The organism is Mangrovimonas xylaniphaga (assembly GCF_001280435.1).
Taxonomy (GTDB): Bacteria; Bacteroidota; Bacteroidia; order Flavobacteriales; family Flavobacteriaceae; genus Mangrovimonas_A; species Mangrovimonas_A xylaniphaga.
Genome location: NZ_LBIP01000013.1, coordinates 1892120 through 1914418 on the forward strand (window position 1 = coordinate 1892120; position 22299 = coordinate 1914418).

Annotated in this window: 25 protein-coding genes; 8 read left to right on the forward strand and 17 right to left on the reverse strand. The window is 37.3% G+C overall.

The window, feature by feature from the left end:
• The first annotated feature begins 42 nt into the window (after positions 1-42).
• Positions 43-2232, forward strand: a complete 2190-nt coding sequence (locus tag ZA06_RS08310) for a TonB-dependent receptor (RefSeq protein ID WP_053977106.1) — start codon at positions 43-45, stop codon at positions 2230-2232.
• 76 nt (positions 2233-2308) lie between these two features.
• Here the strand turns inward: ZA06_RS08310 and ZA06_RS08315 are convergent, their stop codons facing one another.
• Positions 2309-2740: a hypothetical protein gene (locus tag ZA06_RS08315; protein ID WP_053976902.1), complete on the reverse strand. Its 432-nt coding sequence runs from the start codon at positions 2738-2740 to the stop codon at positions 2309-2311.
• 248 nt (positions 2741-2988) lie between these two features.
• Between ZA06_RS08315 and greA the strand changes: the two genes are divergently transcribed.
• On the forward strand, positions 2989-3465 hold the full coding sequence (greA, locus tag ZA06_RS08320) for a transcription elongation factor GreA (RefSeq protein ID WP_053976903.1): 477 nt from the start codon (positions 2989-2991) through the stop codon (positions 3463-3465).
• Positions 3466-3553: 88 nt separating this feature from the next.
• Positions 3554-3943 carry an HIT family protein gene (locus ZA06_RS08325; protein WP_053976904.1) on the forward strand — a complete coding sequence of 130 codons (390 nt, stop codon included), beginning with the start codon at positions 3554-3556 and terminating at the stop codon, positions 3941-3943.
• 4 nt (positions 3944-3947) lie between these two features.
• On the opposite strand, the gene ZA06_RS08330 is transcribed toward ZA06_RS08325, so the two are convergent.
• Together ZA06_RS08330 and ZA06_RS08335 are read right to left on the reverse strand one after the other, a co-directional pair.
• Entirely contained in the window at positions 3948-4301 is a 354-nt protein-coding gene (locus ZA06_RS08330; protein ID WP_053976905.1) for a hypothetical protein, read from the reverse strand.
• Between the two features lie 10 nt (positions 4302-4311).
• Positions 4312-5463, reverse strand: coding sequence for a sensor histidine kinase (locus tag ZA06_RS08335; protein WP_053976906.1), 1152 nt, complete (start codon positions 5461-5463; stop codon positions 4312-4314).
• A gap of 121 nt (positions 5464-5584) precedes the next feature.
• Between ZA06_RS08335 and ZA06_RS08340 the strand changes: the two genes are divergently transcribed.
• The 3 genes from ZA06_RS08340 to aat all read left to right on the forward strand — a co-directional run bounded on the left by ZA06_RS08340 (position 5585) and on the right by aat (position 7826).
• Positions 5585-6454 (forward strand): flavin reductase family protein, encoded by an 870-nt coding sequence (locus ZA06_RS08340; RefSeq protein ID WP_053977107.1) that lies wholly within the window; start codon positions 5585-5587, stop codon positions 6452-6454.
• Between the two features lie 53 nt (positions 6455-6507).
• Positions 6508-6882 (forward strand): DUF3127 domain-containing protein, encoded by a 375-nt coding sequence (locus ZA06_RS08345; RefSeq protein WP_053976907.1) that lies wholly within the window; start codon positions 6508-6510, stop codon positions 6880-6882.
• Between the two features lie 317 nt (positions 6883-7199).
• The gene (gene aat, locus ZA06_RS08350) at positions 7200-7826 is read left to right on the forward strand and encodes a leucyl/phenylalanyl-tRNA--protein transferase (protein ID WP_053976908.1); all 627 of its coding nucleotides are present in this window, start codon (positions 7200-7202) and stop codon (positions 7824-7826) included.
• 50 nt (positions 7827-7876) lie between these two features.
• Here aat and ZA06_RS08355 read toward each other — a convergent pair whose 3' ends face one another.
• Entirely contained in the window at positions 7877-8440 is a 564-nt protein-coding gene (locus ZA06_RS08355) for a DNA-3-methyladenine glycosylase I (RefSeq protein ID WP_053976909.1), read from the reverse strand.
• 92 nt (positions 8441-8532) lie between these two features.
• Here ZA06_RS08355 and ZA06_RS08360 point away from each other — a divergent pair, with 92 nt between their 5' ends.
• Positions 8533-9150: a thioredoxin family protein gene (locus tag ZA06_RS08360; RefSeq protein ID WP_053976910.1), complete on the forward strand. Its 618-nt coding sequence runs from the start codon at positions 8533-8535 to the stop codon at positions 9148-9150.
• A 266-nt stretch (positions 9151-9416) separates the two neighbouring features.
• Here the strand turns inward: ZA06_RS08360 and ZA06_RS08365 are convergent, their stop codons facing one another.
• The 8 genes from ZA06_RS08365 to ZA06_RS08405 all read right to left on the reverse strand — a co-directional run bounded on the left by ZA06_RS08365 (position 9417) and on the right by ZA06_RS08405 (position 17159).
• Entirely contained in the window at positions 9417-10358 is a 942-nt protein-coding gene (locus ZA06_RS08365) for a hypothetical protein (RefSeq protein ID WP_157503155.1), read from the reverse strand.
• A gap of 47 nt (positions 10359-10405) precedes the next feature.
• Positions 10406-11761 (reverse strand): MBOAT family O-acyltransferase, encoded by a 1356-nt coding sequence (locus ZA06_RS08370; RefSeq protein ID WP_240472225.1) that lies wholly within the window; start codon positions 11759-11761, stop codon positions 10406-10408.
• A 354-nt stretch (positions 11762-12115) separates the two neighbouring features.
• A complete protein-coding gene (locus ZA06_RS08375; RefSeq protein WP_053976913.1) occupies positions 12116-12808 on the reverse strand; it encodes an ATP-binding cassette domain-containing protein in 693 nt (230 codons plus the stop codon).
• Entirely contained in the window at positions 12805-13080 is a 276-nt protein-coding gene (locus ZA06_RS08380) for a hypothetical protein (RefSeq protein ID WP_157503157.1), read from the reverse strand. The genes ZA06_RS08375 and ZA06_RS08380 overlap by 4 nt, the downstream gene beginning before the upstream one ends.
• 175 nt (positions 13081-13255) lie before the next feature.
• Entirely contained in the window at positions 13256-13612 is a 357-nt protein-coding gene (locus tag ZA06_RS08385) for a hypothetical protein (RefSeq protein WP_053976915.1), read from the reverse strand.
• Between the two features lie 153 nt (positions 13613-13765).
• A complete protein-coding gene (locus ZA06_RS08390; RefSeq protein ID WP_053976916.1) occupies positions 13766-14698 on the reverse strand; it encodes a hypothetical protein in 933 nt (310 codons plus the stop codon).
• Positions 14699-14766: 68 nt separating this feature from the next.
• Positions 14767-15258, reverse strand: coding sequence for a hypothetical protein (locus ZA06_RS08395; protein ID WP_053976917.1), 492 nt, complete (start codon positions 15256-15258; stop codon positions 14767-14769).
• A 1157-nt stretch (positions 15259-16415) separates the two neighbouring features.
• Entirely contained in the window at positions 16416-17159 is a 744-nt protein-coding gene (locus tag ZA06_RS08405) for an energy transducer TonB family protein (protein WP_053976919.1), read from the reverse strand.
• A gap of 231 nt (positions 17160-17390) precedes the next feature.
• On the opposite strand from ZA06_RS08405, the gene ZA06_RS08410 reads away from it, so the two are divergent.
• Complete coding sequence (locus tag ZA06_RS08410; protein WP_053976920.1) at positions 17391-18434, forward strand: TlpA disulfide reductase family protein; 1044 nt, start codon at positions 17391-17393, stop codon at positions 18432-18434.
• Between the two features lie 131 nt (positions 18435-18565).
• Here the strand turns inward: ZA06_RS08410 and truB are convergent, their stop codons facing one another.
• The 5 genes from truB to ZA06_RS08435 all read right to left on the reverse strand — a co-directional run bounded on the left by truB (position 18566) and on the right by ZA06_RS08435 (position 22124).
• Positions 18566-19261 carry a tRNA pseudouridine(55) synthase TruB gene (gene truB, locus ZA06_RS08415; RefSeq protein WP_394332247.1) on the reverse strand — a complete coding sequence of 232 codons (696 nt, stop codon included), beginning with the start codon at positions 19259-19261 and terminating at the stop codon, positions 18566-18568.
• A 12-nt stretch (positions 19262-19273) separates the two neighbouring features.
• Positions 19274-20065: an undecaprenyl-diphosphate phosphatase gene (locus ZA06_RS08420; protein ID WP_053976922.1), complete on the reverse strand. Its 792-nt coding sequence runs from the start codon at positions 20063-20065 to the stop codon at positions 19274-19276.
• Between the two features lie 51 nt (positions 20066-20116).
• Positions 20117-20386, reverse strand: coding sequence for a DUF3098 domain-containing protein (locus ZA06_RS08425; RefSeq protein ID WP_053976923.1), 270 nt, complete (start codon positions 20384-20386; stop codon positions 20117-20119).
• Between the two features lie 208 nt (positions 20387-20594).
• Positions 20595-21218 (reverse strand): class I SAM-dependent methyltransferase, encoded by a 624-nt coding sequence (locus tag ZA06_RS08430; protein WP_053976924.1) that lies wholly within the window; start codon positions 21216-21218, stop codon positions 20595-20597.
• Positions 21219-21245: 27 nt separating this feature from the next.
• A complete protein-coding gene (locus ZA06_RS08435) occupies positions 21246-22124 on the reverse strand; it encodes a cell division protein FtsX (RefSeq protein WP_053976925.1) in 879 nt (292 codons plus the stop codon).
• Positions 22125-22299 lie beyond the last annotated feature (175 nt).

Genomic DNA, 22299 nt, shown 5'->3' on the forward strand with positions numbered 1-22299 from the left:
AATAATGACCTCTTTTTATTCGATTATGATTTTTTAATCGATATGAAAAAACTATTTCTTTTTTTAACACTTTTGGTGCTATCAGTCACCGGAAAAGCACAACAACAACAACAAACAAAAGATTCTACCGAAGTTGAAAAACTGGACGAAGTTCTGGTAAAGGCAGTTAGGGTAGAAGCTACATCTCCAATCACACACTCTAATGTTACCAAGGAGCAGCTTGAAAAGCGCAATTTAGGTCAGGACATTCCTGTGCTCTTAAACTATTTGCCGTCGGTGGTAACGTCTACCGATGCAGGAGCCGGAATTGGATATACCTATATTCGTGTTCGGGGTATTAATGCCCAATCTACAAACGTGACCATTAACGGAATTCCTTATAACGATGCGGAATCTATGGGAACGTTTTGGGTGAATTTAGGTGATTTTGCCTCTTCAGTAGAAAGTTTGCAGTTACAGCGTGGCGTGGGAACTTCCACCAATGGTTCTGGGGCTTTTGGAGCTAGTATTAACGTGCTGACCGATGCCGTTTCGAAAGAAGCGAGTGCTGAAATTTCCAATTCCTTTGGAAGTTATAACACACGCAAACATACAGTGAAGTTCAGCACTGGATTGATGAACGATCACTTTGAGTTTGCAGGGCGTTTGTCGAAGATTAAATCGGATGGATATATAGATAGAGCTTCTTCCGATTTGCAATCTTATTTTTTGCAAGGGTCTTATGTAGATGAGAATACCTTGATTAAAGCTTTGGCTTTTGGAGGAAAGGAGAAAACCTATCAGTCTTGGAATGGTTTGGAGGATTTGGACCTATTGGAAAATGACAGAACTTTTAATACGGCAGGAATGTATTTTGACGCCGATGGAAACATGCATTTTTACGACAATGAGGTAGATGATTACAAACAAGACCATTACCAACTGCATTGGAACCAGCGTTACAATAACCATTGGTCTACCAACCTAGGTTTGAATTATACCTATGGTCGCGGGTTCTTTGAACAATATAAGGAAGATGAAGATTTTGCCGATTATGATTTAGCAGAAATTCAAATTGGAGGCGAAACCATCAATACCACAGATTTGATTCGTCGTCGTTGGTTGGATAATGATTTTTATGTGGTAAATGCTAATGTCAACTATAAAAATGAGGCCCTAAATATGACTTTGGGAACGTCTTATAGTTTTTACGATGGTGACCATTTTGGGGAAATTATTTGGGCACAGTATGCAAGTGACAGTGAGATAGGAGACCATTATTACGATGGTAATGGTAAAAAGGGAGATTTTAGTGTGTTTGCTAAGGCTACCTATAGGTTTAATGAGAAGTTGAGCCTTTATGGCGATGTTCAGGTTCGAAATGTAGATTACACAACATCGGGCTTGACATCTGATAGAGTTCCTTTTAATGTGGATGAAAATTATACGTTTTTCAATCCAAAAGCGGGAGTGACCTATAAGATGAATGACAACAATAACTTGTATTTCTCTTATGCTAGAGCCAATAGAGAACCTAACAGAGACGATTTTGAAAACAATGCCACTGTAAAACCTGAGCAGCTTAACGATTTTGAATTGGGATGGAGACACGACGCACAAAAATTGCGATTGAATGTGAATGCCTACTACATGTTGTACAACGAACAATTGGTGTTAACGGGTAATTTGGATGATGTAGGAAACCCAATCAGAACCAATAGTGGCGATAGTTATCGTTTAGGATTGGAAGTGGAAGCAGCGGTGGCTTTGTCTAAAAAGTTTTCCATTCAGCCTAACTTTACTTTGAGTTCCAATAAGAACAAGGAAACCTTTGCTTCCATAGATGGAGAATTGGTCAACTTAGGAAAAACAAACATCTCTTACTCCCCAGAGTTTATTGCGGCCAATGCTTTGGTATTTCAACCAATGTCCAACCTGCAAATGTCTGTATTGAGCAAATATGTTGGGGAGCAGTACATGGGCAATACCGATGCTGAGAATTCAAAATTGAACAGCTATTTTGTAAACGATTTCAACATCACTTACGAGCTAAAAACGAAATCAATCTTTAAATCTATTTTGTTTACGGGATTGGTGAACAATATTTTCAATGAAAAGTATGTGTCTAATGGGTATTACTACACTTATGATGATACTTGGTCCGATCCAAACCAAGTAACGACCATTGAAGGTGCGGGGTATTATCCACAGGCTACCACTAACTTTTTGTTGGGAATGACCTTGAAATTCTAAAAACATTATTTTTTAAAACTAAAAAGCCAAAACGATAATTAAGTTTTGGCTTTTTTTATTTCGAAAGGATATTTTTTTAATTGTAAACGTACAGCATGTTGCCACTTTGTTCTACCACATACATCCTCAGGCCACAGGGCAATTCGGAGTTATAAAGTGGTTGTCCTGTAATTAAGCTATAGGTGTTGGAATCGGTACAGCCACAAACGCCTTCAATGCCATCAATACTTAAAGTTGAACAATTGCTTACAGCATGGTTAGGGTCGGCGGCATCAAAAGCCATAAATCCAAAACCTGTATTGACCACAAAAAAGCCTCCAACACCACCTTGGTTGCCCACATAAACAGGATTGCTTGGAAATTGCAATTGGCTGTACTGTGGTAAGTTCATATTCAAGGACGCATTCACACCAACATTGGGCAGGAAATTGCATTCGTTTTGGTCGTCGTTACCACCACAGGCTACCAATAAAGGCAGTAGGGTTAAAAAGGTCATTAGTTTTTTCATAGCTATAAAATAGAAGTGCAAATTACGATAAAATTAAGGCTTTCTGTAGGCCTTGCATATGAGCTCTTTAAAAATTTAACGAATAATTATAAAGTACCCCCTACTTTGAACTCCCATTTTTTTAGTTACCTTTAGACCTAGTTAACATTTAAAAAAATTGTGTAAATTTGTATGTAATCTCGTGCTAGCGGGATTTTTTTTATGCTGAACGAACTTCGGCTACAGTTTACAATTTAAATAATGAAGTTATGAGTAAAGTATCTTATTACACTGCGGAAGGACTGAAGAAATTAAGAGATGAGTTAAGACAACTTAAGGATATAGAACGCCCAAAAGCCTCTCAAGCCATTGCTGAAGCAAGGGACAAAGGGGATTTGAGTGAAAATGCCGAATATGATGCCGCTAAAGAGGCGCAAGGTTTATTGGAAATGAAAATTTCCAAATTAGAGGATATTTTGGCTGGAGCTCGTTTGATTGATGAATCGCAATTGGACACTTCTAAGGTATTGGTGCTTTCAAAAGTGAAAATCAAAAACCAAACCAATGGTATGGAAATGACCTATACCTTGGTTGCTGATGGAGAAGCCGATTTGGCCTCTGGTAAAATCTCTGTAAACTCTCCAATTGGTAAAGGGTTATTAGGGAAATCTGTTGGAGAAGTTGCAGACATTCAGGTGCCAAATGGTGTTATGAAATTTGATATTCTAGAAATTTCAAGATCATAGGCGGTCTCGATAGACCAGTTTAAAATTTAAGTAAAAGATTCCCGTTCTGCGGGAATCTTTTTATCTTTAAATCTAATTCTGAATCACCATGGCATCAATATTTACAAAAATTATTAACGGAGAGATTCCTTGTTATAAAGTTGCTGAAACTGATGAGTTTTTGGCATTTTTGGACATCAACCCTAATGCAAAGGGACATACTTTATGTATTCCAAAAAAGGAAGTTGATAAGATTTTCGATTTGGACGAAGATACCTATATGGGTTTAATGGCGTTTTCAAGGCGAGTAGCCATTGCATTGGAAAAGGCGGTTCCTTGTAAACGCGTGGGTGTCTCGGTGATTGGTTTGGAAGTGCCTCATGTGCATGTGCACTTAATTCCGTTGAATAGAATGGATGATGCCCGTTTTCTTTCCAAAGAAACCTTGCAGCCTGAAGAATTTGAAGCAATTGCCAAGGCTATTGCCTCACATTTATAGTTGATTAATTTTCAAAAACGCCAAACACGTATAGGATAATAGCCAAAATGAGCAAAAGATCTAGGGCAATAAGTATCCATGATAATTTGGTGAGTTTCAAAGACCTTGGTTTGGCCGGAGTGGCGCGCTGTTGGTAAGCGAATACCTGCTCTATTTCATGGGTCCATTGTACGGGATAGATTTCGGTATTGCAGGTATGGCAATAGAGCGTATGACTGGTGTCTTTGGTGACGGCTTTGTAAAAGGCGTTTTCCACCAACTTTTGCTTAAAGGTTAAGTGTAGGCCTTTTTTGGAATAGCACTCGGGGCAATTGTTGTTAAGATCAACTTCTTTTAGGGTAAAAAATGATGCGCTCATAAACTCAAATTTACGAAAGAATTTTTAAACTTATCTGCATGGTCGTACCCTTACCGATTTCGGAGTGTAGGACCTTTATTTTGCCGTTATGGTAATCTTCTACAATGCGTTTGGCTAAAGATAGCCCAAGTCCCCAACCACGCTTTTTGCTGGTGTAGCCGGGTTCAAAAATTTGATGGAACTGTTGTTTGGAAATTCCTTTTCCCGAATCCGTAATATTTACTTTTACATATTTGCTGTCATGTTCTATGGCTACACTTAATTTGCCTTTGCCCTTCATGGCGTCGATGGCATTCTTTACCAAGTTCTCAATGGTCCAGCTGTAAAGTTGCGAGTTGAGATTTACAAATATTTCATCATTAGGAACGGAGATGTCAAAATCAATCAGTTTTGAAGAACGGGATTTTAAATAGGCATAACTATCTATGGTTTCCTTCACAATATCGGTTTTGGTAAGGGTGGGCATAGAGCCTATTTTACTGAAACGCTCAGTTATGGTTTGAAGGCGTTGTACGTCTTTTTCCATTTCCAAAATATAATCTGGATCGACGTTTTCCGACCTTAAAATTTCTATCCATCCTACAAGTGAAGAAAGTGGGGTGCCTATTTGGTGGGCCGTTTCTTTGGCCATTCCGGTCCAAAGTTTGTTTTGTTCGGCATTTTTATTGCTTCGGTAGAAAAAATATACCACGGCGCCAAACAAAAAGATGATAAGCAAGAGGGCTAGTGGATAATATTTTAGTTTATTCAACAATGGTGAATTTCCGTAGTATAGAGTTGAAAGTACCTTGTCCTTGTATCGAATTTCAATGGGTTGGTTTTCGCTTTTAAATTTTTCAATTAGCGATTGGATGTATAGTGAATCCTCAGCCTTAGTTTCATCAATGTTGTTATAGGTGATACCTTCCAAGCTTACCAAAATCATGGGGGTTGTGGTATTACTTTTAAGGATTTCCAATGGTAATTCACCTACATTGGATTTTAAATCGGTAACCTTGCTGACTTCTTCCTGTGCCAATGACCAATTTTCCATCTTGGTGCGTTCTTCTGCCTTAAAGTTTTGAAAGAAAATATACGTATTCCAAAGGATAAGGGAAATAGTCACAAAAGATACTACGATGATGGTCCAACGTAAAATGTTTCTATTGGTAGATAAGGCCATTCTAAAATTTTTGTAATTCTAAATATAATGGAATTCTGTTAATAATATTGTGCTTAAGGTTTTCAAATCATTTTTATTACTTTGGTAATATGGTTACATTTGCCTCAAATCAATTATGCCAATGATCTCATTTGACCCAAAGGACATGCCTACTGCAAAAGTACATGGGTATTTGTTAAGTGCCGTGGCACCAAGGCCTATTGCATTTGCGAGTACTATTGACGAGGAAGGCAATCCTAATTTATCGCCTTTCAGTTTTTTTAATGTGTTTAGTGCCAATCCGCCAATATTGATTTTTTCACCGGCGCGAAGAGTTAGGGACAATACGAATAAGCATACCTTAGAGAATGCAGAAGCTGTAAAGGAAGTGGTTATTAATGTGGTGAATTTTGATTTGGTACAACAGGCTTCCTTGAGCAGTACCGAGTATGGTAAAGGTGTCAATGAGTTTGAGAAAGCTGGTTTGACCATGTTGAAATCTGATATGGTAAAACCTTTTAGAGTAGCCGAATCGCCTGTGCAATTTGAATGCAAGGTGAATGACATTGTGAAGTTGGGAACTGAGGGAGGTGCCGGAAACTTGATAATCTGTGAAGTCGTGAAGTTCCATATTTCTGAAGAAGTATTGGACGACGATCAGCGTATTGATCAAGAGAAACTGGATTTGGTGGCTAGAGCAGGTGGAAGTTATTACAGCAGGGCCAGAAATGGTTTTTTTGAAATTCCGAAGCCATTGCAAACTTTAGGACTTGGTGTGGATGCCCTTCCGGAAGAAGTCAGAAATAGCATGATCTTGACAGGGAATGATTTGGGAATGTTGGGGAATGTAGAGCAATTGCCTTCTGAAGAGGATATTGCAGCTTTTTTAGAGGATATTAGTGAGCGTTACCCCAATGTAACGAGCATGACACATCGGGAAAAACACAAATTAGCGCAAAACTATTTGAGTTTTGGGGATGTGGCAAGTGCTTGGAAAGTACTGCTATCATAACGGTAGTTTAGATAAGATTTAGAAATTACAAATAAGAATAAATAGTAAGAAGAATGGAAATTCAGGGAAAAATTAAAATGATTGGGACAACCCAAAGTTTCGGAAGCAGCGGGTTTAGAAAAAGAGAGATTGTTATTACTACAGACGAACAATATCCACAACACATTATGGTGGAATTTGTACAGGATAAAACCGACTTATTAAATTCTTACCAAGTAGGGCAGCCCGTAAAAATCAGCATCAACCTTAGAGGTAGAGAATGGGTGAATCCACAAGGTGAAACTAAATATTTCAACTCTATTCAAGGATGGCGTATCGAAGCGGTACAAGCTGAAGCTTCAGGAGGTATGCCTCCAATGCCACCTGCAGATGCTTTTGAACCAGCAGGGAACTTGAATGAAGATGAGCATGACGATCTTCCTTTCTAGGAATTGTCTAAGAATTTTAGATGCAATACAGAAACCCTACTTTTAAAAAGTGGGGTTTTTTGTATGTAGAAAACAGTAGCTGCTTTAAATTCCTGAAAGCTCAAAAAAAGAATGTAATTTTAAGAGCAAGCCATAAAAAAAGCCCTGGGAAACCCAGGACTTTAGTATTGTGGTTTTAGGTGCGGCCTAAATAAAAAGTAATTATCAAAATGCAATGAATAATAAGTAATTTATTATGCAGGCCATTTCAAAATTGATAAAAATTATTGGTTTTTGAAAGGAAAGTTGTGTGAATATTCACGAAAACGTTGTAGTAGATGGTAAGTATTCTTACAAATGAATTAAATTTTCCAGACGTTAGGGAAACCTCACCAGAAGGGCTTTTGGCCATTGGGGGTGATTTATCTGTAGAGCGTTTGTTGTTGGCCTATCGGAATGGTATTTTTCCGTGGTTTGATGACGACGATCCCATTCTATGGTGGTCGCCAGACCCACGATTTGTACTCTTTCCTGAGCGTTTAAAAGTCTCTAAAAGTATGAAGCAGGTGCTTCGGAATACAGATTTTGTGGTGACGGTGAATAAAGCCTTTACTGAAGTTATTTCCTCTTGCTCCAAAATCAAGAGACATGGACAACCTAGTAGCTGGATTACCCAAGATATGATTGCCGGTTACACGGCCTTACATGAATTGGGCTATGCGAAATCAGTTGAGGTGTGGCGGGGTAATGAACTGGGAGGGGGGCTTTTTGGGGTTGATTTGGGTAATGGGGGGTTTTGTGGTGAGAGTATGTTTTCCAAAGTTAGCAATGCCAGTAAAGCTGGCTTCATCTCCTATATTCAAAACACCAATTATAGGTTGATAGATTGCCAAGTGTATACCAACCATCTGGAAAGTTTAGGTGCTGAGGATATGCCAAGGGAGGAATTTGTGAAATATCTGTAAGCATATGAATGAAAATCTTCTTTAGAAGTAAGGAAAGCATTTCATTCCTTTCAAACCTCATTATACCTAAAACATTTGGTCTCATGATCGTTTACCATACCTGTGGCTTGCATATGGGCATATACAACAGTAGAACCCACAAACTTAAAGCCTCTTTTCTTTAAATCTTTACTTATGGTATCACTCAATGGGGTAGTGGCAGGAGCCGTTTTATAGTGATCTATTTTGTTGGTGAGGGGTTGGCCATCTACAAATCCCCAAATGTACTTGCTAAAGCTTCCAAATTCATCCTGAACTTTCATAAAGGCCTGGGCATTGGTAATGGTGGCTTTTACTTTCAATCTATTTCTAATGATGCCGGCATCTTGAAGCAGTGCTTCTACCTTATCATCATTGTACTGTGAAATGGTTTTGTAATCAAAATTATCAAAGGCATTTCTAAAGTTTTCACGCTTTCTAAGGATGGTTATCCAGCTTAACCCGGCCTGAAAGGTCTCCAATATCAAAAACTCAAAAAGCTTGGCATCATCATACACCGGAACGCCCCATTCTTCGTCATGATAGGTCTCATAAAGTGGGTCTCCCAGACACCATCCACATCTGTGTTTTTCCATAGTGATTTTGTTGAAAAATGAGCTGTTTAATGTAACAACAGTTACCTAAAAATAGGCATTTTAGCCTTAATTTTGTCAAAAAATTTTAGAGTATGAATATATCACAAATTAACAGAGTAGACGAGATTGTCAAAGCGAGCTTGACACATAGTATGAACTATGAACAATATCGTGAAAAGGTCAAGGACTTGGTAGCTCAACAAGCTACATCAGGAGAGGATCAATCGGAAGACCGTGTTAATTTTACAGTACTCAACGACCGCCGTATGAAGCGGTGGGACAAGACCATAAAAATGCCCCAAGATATTCAAGAAGCTGTGGCGAAATTCCAAACTAAGGTAACTTGGCTGGTAATCACCGAAAGTTGGTGTGGGGATGCTGCACACGTAGTGCCTGCCATTAATAAAGTAGCCGAACTTAATGATAACATTTCTCTAAAGTTGGTCTTTAGAGATGAGAATGAAGCCTTAATGGATGAATTTTTAACCAATGGTGGCCGTTCCATTCCAAAATTGATCATGGTGGAAGATGCTACTGGTGAAGTGGTCAGTACCTTTGGGCCAAGACCCGAAGCTGCCACACAATTGGTGGAAGCTTATAAGGCGGAACATGGCGCATTGACTCCTGAATTTAAGGAAGAGCTGCAGGTTTGGTACAATACCGACAAAGGACAGTCTGTTATTAGTGATTTGGTACGGTTATTGCTGTAAGTATAGCAAGAGACCACTTAGGATATAGGTTGGATGTGTAACATAACCGTAATTGAATTTTTGATGATGATGACAATAGTAATAACAACTGCAATACTCCTAATACTTGTTTTGGGTTTAGGAATTTATAAAACAAGAAAACAATTGGTGCCTCAAAGAGTACCTGTAAAACATAACGACAATAATAATAGGTTTTAATTAGATTGGTTAATATGTGTGAAAAAGCCTCGCAGTGATGTGGGGCTTATTTTTTGTAGTTATAGGTACTATTGCCTTAAGTCTTTTAAAGAGGTGTTTTTGGTTCTTAAGAGTGCATAATTTTCATGAAACAATCCTTTAATTTTCTCAGTAAATAATTCAGCACCTTTACTTGACAGGTGTTCCTTGTCTTTCCAATATTCAACGGCATTGTCGTTGTTGAAGAAATCTGTGAGATCGAAATAAGGAATGTTTCTAGTGTCCAAAACTTGACTTAATGCTTTATTGTCATTCTTGCACTTATCGGAAAATTTTGGAGAGGTAAAAATAATGAGGTGTTTGTTATTGGCTTTGCAAAATGTATTTAATTCATCTATATAATCTTTGTAGATTTTGTTTAATTTAAATTCATATTTGCAATTAAGAACTGTGTCATTTTTTTGAAGAATATTCTGGAAAATCTCTCTTTGGGTTTCGCTTACATGAATTGGGTCATAGCCAAAATAGCTTCTATAATCGTAATTTGGTTTGAAATAGTTTTTTAAAATGGCAATCACAGATCCATTGTAACTCAAACTCCAATAATATTTTTGAAGAATGTTATTTTGTTTTAAATTGTCTATTTCTGTTTTTACGATATTATTTCTGTTATATTTTAATAATAATGCTTTTATATCATTTCCTAGGTAGGCTTCATTAAAGGCGTTTTCAGGGTCAATATGTAATAACAATGTTTGTTCTTTTTTGTTTTGTAAAAGCTTTATGAGCGTTCCTGAATAGGCTAATTTTTGACCGTCAATTCCCATATTAAAGCCCTTGTTGGATATTTTTTTTGGATCAATGTTGTGGTTGGCTCTTGAGCTTCCAAAAACAATAAAGTCGAAATCATCCTTTTGAAGAAGGTATTGATTTAGTTTTCCAACCTTTTGACCTGTATAAACCTTATCACTAATTTTATTAAGAGTAACAAATATTAATTTGTCAATCAAGAAAGAAATGACAAGGGTCATAAGAAATGTTTTGGCGATATATGTAACGTTTGCAGGATTCATTATCACTAGAATTGAAAATAAATAAAATTGTTGGAAGTAGAATAAAATAGGTTAATCAGGGTAATGATGATAGTGGAGATGATTGAAATTTTTACGGCGCTAAATTGAGATCCAAAGCTTTCTAAATGAATCTGTTTTTTAAATAAGAATAAGTCAAAAAGAAATCCTATGGTTAGCATAATTAGGGCATTTGTAACCAAATTACTGTTGCCAATAAAAGGCGCTGAGAAATCAAAGTGCACAATCTTTGAAATAGCCATAAACGCAGTACCTAAATCTTGAGCCCTAAAAAAAATCCAAGACAACAGAACAATTGAAAAAGTGCTGAAATATCCCAAAAAGTCTAAGCTATTGGGCAGTTTTAATTTCTTATTGGATTTTATCAACTTCTCAATACTTAAGGCCAAACCATGAATACCTCCCCATATAATAAAATTCCAGGAGCTTCCATGCCAGAGGCCTCCCAAAAGCATGGTTAACATGAGGTTGCGATAGGTGATTTTTATGCCTTTTCTATTGCCGCCTAAGGAAATGTACAGATAGTCCCGTAACCAATAGGAAAGCGACATGTGCCATTTTCTCCAAAATTCGGTGATGGATTTGGAGAAATAGGGGAGATTGAAGTTCTGGTTAAACTTGAAGCCCATTAGTTTTGCTGTTCCAATGGCAATATCGGAGTAACCTGCAAAGTCATAATAGATTTGAAAGGCATATAAAAAGGTTGCTAATAGGATGGTGGTTGAATTATAAATCCCTACATCTCCATAAACCATGTCCACGTAAGCTCCCAAACTATCTGCAATTACAATCTTTCGAAATAGCCCAATTAATAGTTGTACTACTCCTTCGTTAAACCATTCCTTTTTAAAACTGCGTTGTTTCTCAATTTGGGGCAAGAGGTTAGAAGCCCTTTCTATGGGGCCGGCAACCAACTGAGGGAAAAATGCGATATAGGTGAAGAAGGCAATAATATCTTTAGTAGGTTGAAACTGCCCTCTGTAAATGTCAATTGTATAACTTAAGGTTTGGAAGGTATAAAAGCTAATGCCTACCGGAAGGATGATATTTAATGTTAAATCATTGGGGTGCCAGCCAAAAGAGCTAACTAAGTCTGTGAACGATTCTGCAAAAAAGTTGTAGTATTTAAAAATAGACAGTAAGCCTAAATTGGCTATTAAACTCACTAAAAGCCATTGCTTTTTGCCCTTTTGAGTAGTAACGTTAAATATTCTTGCTCCAGCTGTAAAATCGATTATTGAACTAATGACAATCAACGACAAGAATCTCCAATCCCACCAGGCATAAAATATATAGCTTGATACCAGCAACAGGATGTTCTGAGCTTTTAAATTTCTGTTCAAGCTCCAATAGAGAATAAATACTGTTGGAAAGAATAATAAGAAATCAAACGAATTGAATAACATATTACAGCTGGCGTTAATTGTTATGGTTAATATGGATGCTGCATTTTAAAACTGTTAAATGGTTGAATTGTAATTTACCCCTTTGGTAAAAGAATAAATGGATTTCTTAAAGTTTGTAAAATAATTAAAAGTTTGATATGCAGTAAATTGTTGACCCTAAATTAGATATTGAAATCAAAATAAACAAGTTTCTTCTAAAAGTAAATTGCTAAGGATTCAACTTTTTCAGAAAGCTATAAACAATTCCCTGTAGAATGAAATTCGAAATAAATGGTTGTTTTTTTAGTTTTATTAGGATTGTTGAAAGGAGGATACCTGCTCATAGACACCTTCAGACATATATCCCAAGGTTACCAGTTCTTTGAGGTCCTGTATTGATTTTAGGAAACCGTTTTGTAAATACATAATACGGTCTGCCAATTGGATAACATTTTCATAATCGTGGTCTGTGATGATAAAGCCTTTGGACGATTTCAGTCCATTGATGTACTCAATAACATAGGTTTTCATTATCGGGCTAAGACCATTAAAGGGTTCATCCAACAACACAAAGTCTGCATTGGAATGTGCCATCAGCAAAATTTCAACAATGCGTTTTTCGCCACCGCTTAACTGTTGATTCTGCTTTTTTAGTAGAGGTTGTATGTATTCGTTTTCAAGTACTGCTTCTCTATGTGCTTTCTCAAGAAACAAATGGATCAAATACTTTACGGAAACATTGTTGGGCAAGAAGTTGTCCTGAGGCAGGTAATTGATAAGGCCTCTACCGTATTTAACGGATTTGATTATGTTTTCGCCTACCCTTACAAATTTAAAATCGGCTTTTTCGATACCAAAAATAATTTTGAGCAAGGTAGATTTACCTGAGCCATTGCGTCCAATCAAACCAACCGTCTCCCCTTTTTTACAGGACATATACACATCACTTAGGATGACCTTTGTGTCATAACTTTTTGAAACACTGTCTATATGTAAATGATTCATAATATCGACAGTATTACAAGGTTGATCAAGCAAATACCAATGGTCGACCCCCAGAGGGTGCGCTTGCTCAAACCTAGATTGTAGTAATAATAGTACTGTTGTTTGTCTTTAAGGTCGTAGAAGAAGAATTGCATCTTCGGAGCCGTAAACAAAAAGCACCATCCAATGGTTGCTGGCTCCCCTCCAAACAAAAGCCCTAGTGCAATGGCAATGGCATAGGCTAGAAAGAAATGTGGTTTTTGGAATAACAAAAGGTTTTTTAGGAGTCTCAAGCTATAAGTATAGGGTTAAGTTGGTTGCTGTAATTTAAGAGAATAAACAGGTTTGAAAAGTTAGGTATTCAATATTTCAATTCCAAATCAAGTTGCCTTCCCTCGGCTTGAGCCTTTTTGTCCTTTTCTGAACCGACGGCAATGCCCATAGCCATGCCAATAGGAAGTCCAATACCTAAAAAAGCCATATTTCCAAGGCTTGTGCCAAAAACCACCCCAAGTGGAATCCCAAAAACAGATATTCCAATAGCCATCCATTTCTGTTGGTAATAATTTTTGGGACTAATTGCAATTCTTTCTCCAATAATGTTACAATCTTTTTCAGGCCTTTTTTTAGTTGCGTTCGCAAGGTTTTTTCATTGTCGGGTAGTGCGTTTAGGGCTTCAATATGGGTGTTGATGGTATTTACAATAGCTTCTGGAAGGTCTCTTTTTTGCAGTTCGTTAAGGAGTTTTTCAAATTTAATATAGGCCCTTTCCAGTTTAGGGGTGTCTTTAATGATGGTGCGTGGTTGAAGAGCAGTTAATGTCATGACTATTTGCTTGATAAATATTGGGCATAATACCTAGTATGAATCCTTAAAGTTACTAAAAGCAAAAGTAAAGGCTTCCTTTTTTAATAGTTTTCTGGTTCTTTTCATTCTTATTTAATAGCAAAGCATCATTGCTAATTCTTTAGCTTATGTTTATCTATTTATTCTATTTTTAGTGAATGTTTTTAATTTCCAATTTTTAATATCTATCGCTAACAATCCATTCCAATACCAATCGGTATCTGGTTGGAAACCGGAATAGATGTATGTCAATTCCTTATCGGTTGCTAAAGGAATAGGCTTCATGTCCTCAATAGCTAAATATTCAGTTGTTAGGGAGTCCTTTATCATTCCGTTTTGTATTAAAAATACACTGTAGGTACTTTTTGGGTAACTACCTGAGGAAACAACTGAGATAGTATCTTTATTGTGAATAAGTGTAGATTCTGAAAAGATAGTGTTGTATGTTTTACTAATAAGGCTTTTATAGTTCATTTCTGTACTGTCTTTTGTAATGGTTTCAGGCGATTTGTTAAGTAAACCTGTAAGATCCTTATTTGTGGATATGGCAATTATAGGGTCATCTTGGGCTTCCTTAATTTCGTAGCTAGCTACATAGTAAGATTCTATAGAGGCATCATAGAACTTATATTTATTTCTGTAAATGGTGTCAAATACATCTTGTTGGGAGTTAATTAATAGTAAGCGGTCGATCCCTGTTGTTGAAAAATGTACATTGATAATACTATCTGGCATTTCATATATTGTTTCCAAATCTCCCTTGTGTACAATTCCAGTAGAAGCCTTATGTAGTTGCTCCCATAGTTCATCTGTGTAATTAGAAGTTAAACTTAAAGGGAGGTGATAATCCTTATGATTTTCAAACTTCGAGATATAATCAACAAGTATCGTGGTGTCTGTAACGTGGGGGGTATTTAATGGAATAGCACTGCTTTTTGTTTGTAAAGAATTTTTTTTATAGTGCTCAGAGGCTTGCAAGTCATCTTGATGGGGGTCATGTTTTACCTGTCCACATGAAAGTATTTGGATTGCAATAGCAATTGAAATGTATCGAATGTATTTCATCTAAAGGGAATTAATGTTAATAAACAAGGGTGCTTTTGTTAACCCATGCTCGTGTCTGGGTATTGCGTTTAGTTGAGGTTCTCAATCAGTTTTAATTTTTTTAGAAAGATAATGGTCAAGACGATTAAAATAATCCATCTTGAAAAATAAATACCTGAAGTCAACCAGCCGTAAGTTGCAAGAAATTCATAACTATTATAAACTGTGTCTTTTATTGTTAGGCGTTCCGTGTATAGTCCTGATAATTTGCTGGTAATTGGTATTAAAAATATGGAAATTACTCCTAGTACAATAAACAATCTCTTGGGAAAACGAGTCAGATAAATACCACTTAAATTTGTGTCTAGTTTAATGTTTTTTAACATCAGGAAAGTCGTGGATAGATATAACAGTAACGTAATTATAGGCATGGAATAGTTTATGATGCCTAAAGGAATCCCTGCTTCCAATTGCGCAAAGTAGATTAGGTAGCAAACAAAGTTTAGAATGGCATCAATTCCTGTAATGAATATAAATCCGAAGATGATCCATAATACCAATAAAATATTTTCTTTAGTCATTTAATCTTTTTAAAATTTACCAAACTAATCGTTTCTATCAGACCTTTAAGGTTTTAAAAACCTTGAAGGTCTAGCTACCGTAGTCTCACCAATCCAATTGTTACGCAAGGCTTTCTTGGTTTTCATCTCCCCTAAATATACTCTTTTCCACCATATCCCTCGAGTTTTTACTTGCATTTTGTAATCTTATAGCTACATAGATGCCTTTGTTTGGGAGTGAAGCCCGTTTTAGGGCTTGTTGTAGTTTGCAAACTCTAGTGTGCACTGTGATTAGGGCTTGCTTTAGCCTTTGTTCGGGGAGGGGTGCCTCCTGCCCAAATTGCCTCGAGGCATTCTCGAAGAAACCTCGAACCATCCTCGAACATACCCCCTATAAAAATGGGTTGAGCAGTCATTAAGCGTCAAGAGTAGTCATAAGCGGTCATAACACGTCATAAGCAGTCATAAGACGTCACACTATTGCAAATGTGAAATAATTTTTGTAAATGAGTTAATGTTAGGTGATTAATCGATGAGGAGGAGTGTTTTGAGTTTGCTAGATGGGTTGGGACTGTAAAGCGCTTCTCGATACTATTGTCCTGCATTAGCATGTAGGCCAATCACTCGAAGTGACGGATAGGGGCGGGAAAAAAGTAGTTGGTTTCTAAATAAATTTGGAAAAATATTGGTAAGGTAATCTCTTAGTATTTAGAGGGTGTCTTATGGTTTATTGTAAAATGGTTTACTTTAAATCAAAACGAGTAAACAAATAGGATAAACTATCGGAAGGGTAAATATTGTAGTGATTAGGGATATACAAAAAGTCGTCATAGATTACATATGTACTTCCATGCTCTCCTTTTATACCTGAAGTTTTAAAAACTTTACCGTCATTAACTCTTTCAAAAATTACATTATAAATCCATGGGAAAAGTAACTCTTTTTTTGTCTTTTTTACATATCTCTTAGGTTCATTTATTTCAATATAGCTAACCTTGAGTATTTGTTGTTTTACCTCAGTGGGTAAATCTTGATAGGCAACTATAGTTTTTTCGAGTTCATCTACTTGAAAAGAATTACAACAAAGGGTGAGAATGATTAATGGAAGAAATTATCTTTTCATATTAATTTTAAGGAATCCAGATGCAATAATTGTTTACATGCTAAGTCCTTGTTGATCACTTCCCCTTAAAATAAAAAGTAATGGACCCCAATTGGCTTGAGAGATTGCCATTATCAAACTGTGCCGATTTTGCGTACTCCAAAGCGTGGTCCAAAAGGCATTGGTTGGTGGAAGTTGAGGATTTGTTAATGTAGGCATCGGTTACTTCGCCTGTATTGTTAACTGTAATATTCACTACAATTTTACCGCTTTCCTCACACAGGTAACGCGGGGTTTCGTTGCTTAAAAGTTCACGACCTTTTAAGGAATAGGTCAAGGTGCTTAAAGGGTTGTTATTGGCATTTTTCTCACTCTTGTCTGCCGTTTTCATGGCCAACATGTCCTTGGCCTTTTTATAGCGTTCCAATTCATCTTGGTTTACACTATAGTCGCCAGAGCCGTTAAAGGTATTGCTGGAGGTTACTACATCATTGGTCTCCATGTCTGGGGAGGCTTCCTCCAATTGTTGGGTGGTTTTTTCAAAATCGTTGGCGTTCATCGACTTGAAGTTTTTCATCATGTCCTTAAACTCTTGGTCTTCATTGTACGCTTGGTTAGTAGTTTTGCCCAAGGCCTTTTCTAGGGCTTCCAGTTCCTTGAGTTCTTCAATTTCCTCTGGGGTAGGCGGTTCCATTTCATAATAGCTTTCGGAGATGGTGGCCTGTTGCTTTGTTATGTGAAAGCTAAAGAGCATCATCACCACAATTCCCGTAATGAGCGCGGTGATAATTAAGGCTTTATGTTTTTCTATGAATTCCAAATTTGCGACTTGAGTGCATAAATATATACGTTAATTTAACTAAAATGGATTAAAAGAGCATAAATTCGATGAAAATGGCTACAGAGGAGCGTTTTCGTACCTGTCTATTTTTGGCTAAAATGCCGTACAAGTAGCCGTTAATTTAGTATGAAATCAAAAAAATAACAATAGCTATTGGAAGCTATGCTGTTATATATGTATGTTAGCAGCAAGTAAAACCAACAAACGTAAATGAAAAATCCCTTAATCTTTTGTTTTAGTCTAATAATACTGATTTCCTGCAATAAGGAGAAAGCTCTAGAACCTCAATTTGAATTAATAGGTAAAACAAGCTTTTTAGAAAATGGAGAGAAAGTTTATCTTGAATACAATTTAGAACAGGAATTCGAAGACAGAATAATTATTGACTCAACTGTTATTGAAAATAACTCTTTTCAATTCACAACTAAATTACCACATTCCACATTACAATCTGTAATTTATACTAAAGATTATAAAGATGCTAAAAAGATTTGGTTAGAAAATAATGAAATTCTTTTTGACGCAAGTAATTCCGTTTTTAGAAATGCAATAGTAACAGGTTCAGAAACCCAAAATTTAGCTAGTAATATAGATTCATTAAGTTATTCAATGACTGATGAGCAAGTTGATAGCCTAAAATTAAGTTTCATAAAGAATCACCCAAAAAGCACATTAAGTGCATTTTATCTTTCAAAAAACATTACAGGAATAAAAAAACAAGATGTTATAAATTTATATAACTCGTTTAGCGATTCCGTAAAACAGTCGGAATATGGACAACTAATTGCCCAATTTATTGAGTTAAATAAAAACTTGAAAATTGGCGATAATTTTGTTGATTTTGAAATGGAATCACCTAACTCTGAAAAAATAAAACTATCAGATTTTAAAGGCAAAGTATTATTGTTGGACTTTTGGGCATCATGGTGTGGTGGCTGTAGAAAAACTCATCCTGACTTAGTAAAAGTTTATAATGAATATAAAGATAAAGGGTTTGAAATTATTTCTATTTCACTTGACAATAAAAAGGACAATTGGATTAAAGCGATTGAACAAGATAGTTTAACTTGGATACATTTAAGTGACTTAAAAGGTACTCATAATTTAGCTAAATTAGCTTACGGAATTAGTGCTGTTCCTGACAATTACCTAGTTGACGTCAATGGGAAAATTATCAGTAGAAACTTAAATCCTAAAGAACTTAAAATTAAATTATCAGAAATAATGTCAGCTGCCAATACCGTATATAATTAATGCTCACTTCTGTGTCAATCTAAAACTTCTCACATATTTATTATACTGATTTTCCTTCGGAAAATCAGCCGTGTGCTTACACGAACTAGCTATATGCTAGCCGATCGCTGTTCCTGTTGTGTTTGTAATAACTATTCCGAAACTAGGGTCTTTATAAAATTTTCCGGGGTGAGGGCTTTGGCCACATCAAAATCGCCAATCTTGGTACGGCGCAATACCGAGAGGTGACCTCCAGAGTTCAAGGCTTTCCCGAAATCGTGCGCCAAGGAACGAATGTAAGTTCCTTTGCTGCATACTACTCTAAAATCGACTTCGTTCTCCCCAATACGGGTGATTTCAAATTCAGAAATATTAATGGTTCTTGGTTTTACTTCTACCTCTTCACCAGCTCTGGCAAATTCATACAAACGTTTTCCGTCTTTTTTTATGGCCGAAAATACAGGTGGGTATTGCTCGATATCGCCCAGAAAGCTTTTGGTGGTCTCATGGATTAGGGCTTCGGTAATATGGTCGGTTGGATAGGTGGCATCAATTTCGGTTTCCAAATCGAAGGAAGGGGTGGTACTGCCCAACACAATGGTGCCGGTATATTCCTTTATCTGTGCCTGAAAAGTGTTGATCTGCTTGGTCATTTTTCCGGTACAGATCACCAAAAGCCCAGAGGCCAAAGGGTCTAAAGTTCCGGCGTGGCCTACCTTTATCTTTTTAATGTTATGGGCATGCCTGATTTCCCAACGCAGTTTGTTTACCACTTGAAAGGAAGTCCAGGTAAGGGGTTTGTCTATTAATAATACTTGTCCGTCTTTAAAATCTTCAGCAGTCATCATCACAAAATCAAATTACATTAAGGCCACCACAATGGCAATTAGGCCCACAATGGCACAGTACACAGAGAAATAGGAAAGTTTGCTTTTCTTCACCAAGGCAATCATCCAGGTACAGGCAAAAAGTCCCGCCACAAAGGCCGCCACAAAACCAATACTAAGAGCAGTAAAGTTGGAACTTTCGTAGCTCAATTCTCCGCCAAGGACATCTTTGGCAATCTTTCCAAAGATAAGGGGCACCACCATTAAAAATGAAAAACGGGCCGCTTTAGTTTTGTCGTTCCCCAACAGTACCGAGGTGGAAATAGTTGCTCCAGAACGCGAAATACCGGGCAACATGGCAACGGCCTGCGATATACCAATAACAAAGGCATTGCTAAAGCTTACCGGTTTGTTGGTGTTTCGGGCACGGTCTGCCAAAAACAATAGGGCGGCAGTTACCAATAGCATACAGCCAACCAACAGTATGTTACCGCCAAAAAGTTCTTCTAACTCCGATTCAAAAAACACCCCGATAATTACAGCTGGAATCATGGACAGGGCAATCTTAGAAGCAAACTGAAGGTCTTCGTTCCATTGGAACTTGAAAATACCCTCCAATAGGCTCAAAATATCCTTTCTAAACACGACAATAGTACTTAGGGCGGTGGCAAAATGCAGTACCACGGTAAACATTAAACTTTCTTGAGGAATGGAACTGTCTCCCAAAATGGCTTTCCCTAACTCGAGGTGGCCACTAGAGGATACGGGTAAAAATTCGGTAAGCCCTTGTACAATTCCAAGGATGATGGCGTCGATAATGTCCATACGGTATAAATATCAATAATGGGATGTCAAACAGAAAGGCGAAGGCCTCAACTAGTTGTTGGATTTTGGCGCTTTATGTGGGTTGAGCAAGATGGCATAGATTTCAATCGCAAAGCCAATAAGCACTAGGGTAGGAGCCACTCGGATGCGTCTGAAATTAAAAATTTCGGGGTTGAATACATTAGGGTCGTCACTACCACCTCCGGACATTAAAATAAATCCAAGGCCAATACAGGCCAAGCCAATAAGCATGAACTGGTAGTTTTTCTTCCCGAAAAGAAAGTCTTGTTTGTTGGTTTCTTTTTGCTTTTGTGCTCCCATATGCTGTAAAATTCTTTGAAACAAATTGCATTGCCAACAACCTAGGCAACGGCCTTTGTACTACTAGGCACTTTAGGCAAGTGCAAAGTAACGGTTTTATTTAAAACTTTCGCGTTAAGGAGCTGTAAATTTGGAGGGGATGGTTGGCAGGAATAAGAAATGGTTTTGTTGGCTTGAACTTATATATCTATGATAGGACTCCAGTACCTTATAATAGTTTTTTAAACACCGTCATTCGTTCTACTAAACTCTCAATAGCCAAGTTGAATGTATCTGCAATATATCTCATGGTTTGTTCGGTGTAGATAAATACGTGGGTGGCATCCTTGCGGTAATACCAAGTGTCGAAATCCGGATGGCCTTGGTACAAATGCGTCATGATATACAATCGGCCTTCGGGTTGTAAAAGCTCTACCAATTGGGCAATCTCTTGTTTGGGATTGTAAAAGTGTTCAAAGACTTCACAGCTAAAAATATAATCGTAACGATGGTTTTTGTAAGCTGGATCAGGATAGAAATAGGGATCGAACAGGTGTACTTGATACTGTTGTTCCCGAAGCATTTTCGTAATTACGGGACCACTGCCACAGCCATAGTCCAAGCCTAAATGCTCAGGAGTCTGTGCTTTTAAAATGGCATTGGTAATTGGGGATGTAAAGGTTTGGTAACCTTGGTCGTTGACATCGTTGTTGTGGGACTCGTAATGGGCTTTTTCCTGTTCGGCTGTAAAGTAGTGGATCTTGTCCATTACAAAGGCACCACAGGTATGACAGATAAAATAATAGGCATCGGCCTTTTGGTTGAGCTGGCTGTCACAAAGGGTACAATGCATAGGGTGTGGTGTTAGGCCTTAAGTTGTTTAATAATACAACTGGTCTGTTTTTAGGTTCAAGAAACGTTGGGTGGCAATAAACGTACTGATCCAAGTAATTAAAATTCCCATCAAAAATACGGCCGCAAACAAGGCGGCAATCAATACTGGTTGCCCTAAAAGGCCTAGTTCTGGGAAGGTTTTGTTGAGGTAATGCAACACTACGGCCATTCCTGCCAGAGCAACGATAGAGCCAATAATGCCCAACTGAACATTTTTCAACACAAAAGGTCGTCTAATAAAACGTTTGGTTGCCCCAACCATTTGCATGGTCTTGATGATAAAACGCTTGGAGTAAACGGCTAACCTAATAGAACTGTTAATCAATAATACCGCAATGAGGGTAAACAGTCCGCTAATAACCAACACCCAAAAGGTGATTTTCTTTACGTTATCGTTCATGAGTTCTACCAAGTCGTTGTCGTAACGGATTTCTTCAATAAAAGCTTTGGTAGAGAGTTCTTCGGTAATTTCATCTAAGGTCGCGTTGGTAACATAATCGGCCTTTAGGTATACGTCGATGGAGTTCTGCAAAGGGTTGTAACCCACAAAATCCATAAAGTCCTCACCGGTCTCTGCTTTCATGAGTTCGGCAGCTTCTTCTTTGGAAACATAGGTGATGGATTTGGTGTAATCAGCCATGGAAAGGCTCTTTTCAAGTTGGTTCACCTCCACTTCCTTGGCAGAATCGTTCAAATAAATGGTCAATACCACCTGCTCTTTAAAGTGGTCTGCCACCTTTTTGGCATTCAACACCAAAAGGCCCAAACAACCTAATAAAAACAGTACCAGTGCAATACTGATGACCACTGAAAAATAGGATGAAATTAACTTGCGCTTTTGGTATCTGTCAAAAGAAGAGCTCATATGTAATGTTGTTAGCGACGTAAAAATATAAAAGAATTCTATACCCCTTAGGTTTACAACGTTTAAACTTTCAACATTGTTATATTAAGCTTAAATTTGCGCTTTTAAAACCAAATCGATGCGGAGCATCGAAACCTTTTGCGCAGAATGTGTTGGCAAAACTTCGAATGTAGTG

Excerpts from the sequence above, each read along its gene's own strand:
- ZA06_RS08310 (WP_053977106.1), top strand. The coding sequence starts at position 43 with ATGAAAAAACTATTTCTTTTTTTAACACTTTTGGTGCTATCAGTCACC.
- ZA06_RS08315 (WP_053976902.1), bottom strand. The coding sequence starts at position 2,740 with ATGAAAAAACTAATGACCTTTTTAACCCTACTGCCTTTATTGGTAGCC.
- greA (WP_053976903.1), top strand. The coding sequence starts at position 2,989 with ATGAGTAAAGTATCTTATTACACTGCGGAAGGACTGAAGAAATTAAGA.
- ZA06_RS08325 (WP_053976904.1), top strand. The coding sequence starts at position 3,554 with ATGGCATCAATATTTACAAAAATTATTAACGGAGAGATTCCTTGTTAT.
- ZA06_RS08330 (WP_053976905.1), bottom strand. The coding sequence starts at position 4,301 with ATGAGCGCATCATTTTTTACCCTAAAAGAAGTTGATCTTAACAACAAT.
- ZA06_RS08335 (WP_053976906.1), bottom strand. The coding sequence starts at position 5,463 with ATGGCCTTATCTACCAATAGAAACATTTTACGTTGGACCATCATCGTA.
- ZA06_RS08340 (WP_053977107.1), top strand. The coding sequence starts at position 5,585 with ATGATCTCATTTGACCCAAAGGACATGCCTACTGCAAAAGTACATGGG.
- ZA06_RS08345 (WP_053976907.1), top strand. The coding sequence starts at position 6,508 with ATGGAAATTCAGGGAAAAATTAAAATGATTGGGACAACCCAAAGTTTC.
- aat (WP_053976908.1), top strand. The coding sequence starts at position 7,200 with ATGGTAAGTATTCTTACAAATGAATTAAATTTTCCAGACGTTAGGGAA.
- ZA06_RS08355 (WP_053976909.1), bottom strand. The coding sequence starts at position 8,440 with ATGGAAAAACACAGATGTGGATGGTGTCTGGGAGACCCACTTTATGAG.
- ZA06_RS08360 (WP_053976910.1), top strand. The coding sequence starts at position 8,533 with ATGAATATATCACAAATTAACAGAGTAGACGAGATTGTCAAAGCGAGC.
- ZA06_RS08365 (WP_157503155.1), bottom strand. The coding sequence starts at position 10,358 with ATGACCCTTGTCATTTCTTTCTTGATTGACAAATTAATATTTGTTACT.
- ZA06_RS08375 (WP_053976913.1), bottom strand. The coding sequence starts at position 12,808 with ATGAATCATTTACATATAGACAGTGTTTCAAAAAGTTATGACACAAAG.
- ZA06_RS08385 (WP_053976915.1), bottom strand. The coding sequence starts at position 13,612 with ATGACATTAACTGCTCTTCAACCACGCACCATCATTAAAGACACCCCT.
- ZA06_RS08390 (WP_053976916.1), bottom strand. The coding sequence starts at position 14,698 with ATGAAATACATTCGATACATTTCAATTGCTATTGCAATCCAAATACTT.
- ZA06_RS08395 (WP_053976917.1), bottom strand. The coding sequence starts at position 15,258 with ATGACTAAAGAAAATATTTTATTGGTATTATGGATCATCTTCGGATTT.
- ZA06_RS08410 (WP_053976920.1), top strand. The coding sequence starts at position 17,391 with ATGAAAAATCCCTTAATCTTTTGTTTTAGTCTAATAATACTGATTTCC.
- truB (WP_394332247.1), bottom strand. The coding sequence starts at position 19,261 with ATGATGACTGCTGAAGATTTTAAAGACGGACAAGTATTATTAATAGAC.
- ZA06_RS08420 (WP_053976922.1), bottom strand. The coding sequence starts at position 20,065 with ATGGACATTATCGACGCCATCATCCTTGGAATTGTACAAGGGCTTACC.
- ZA06_RS08425 (WP_053976923.1), bottom strand. The coding sequence starts at position 20,386 with ATGGGAGCACAAAAGCAAAAAGAAACCAACAAACAAGACTTTCTTTTC.
- ZA06_RS08430 (WP_053976924.1), bottom strand. The coding sequence starts at position 21,218 with ATGCATTGTACCCTTTGTGACAGCCAGCTCAACCAAAAGGCCGATGCC.
- ZA06_RS08435 (WP_053976925.1), bottom strand. The coding sequence starts at position 22,124 with ATGAGCTCTTCTTTTGACAGATACCAAAAGCGCAAGTTAATTTCATCC.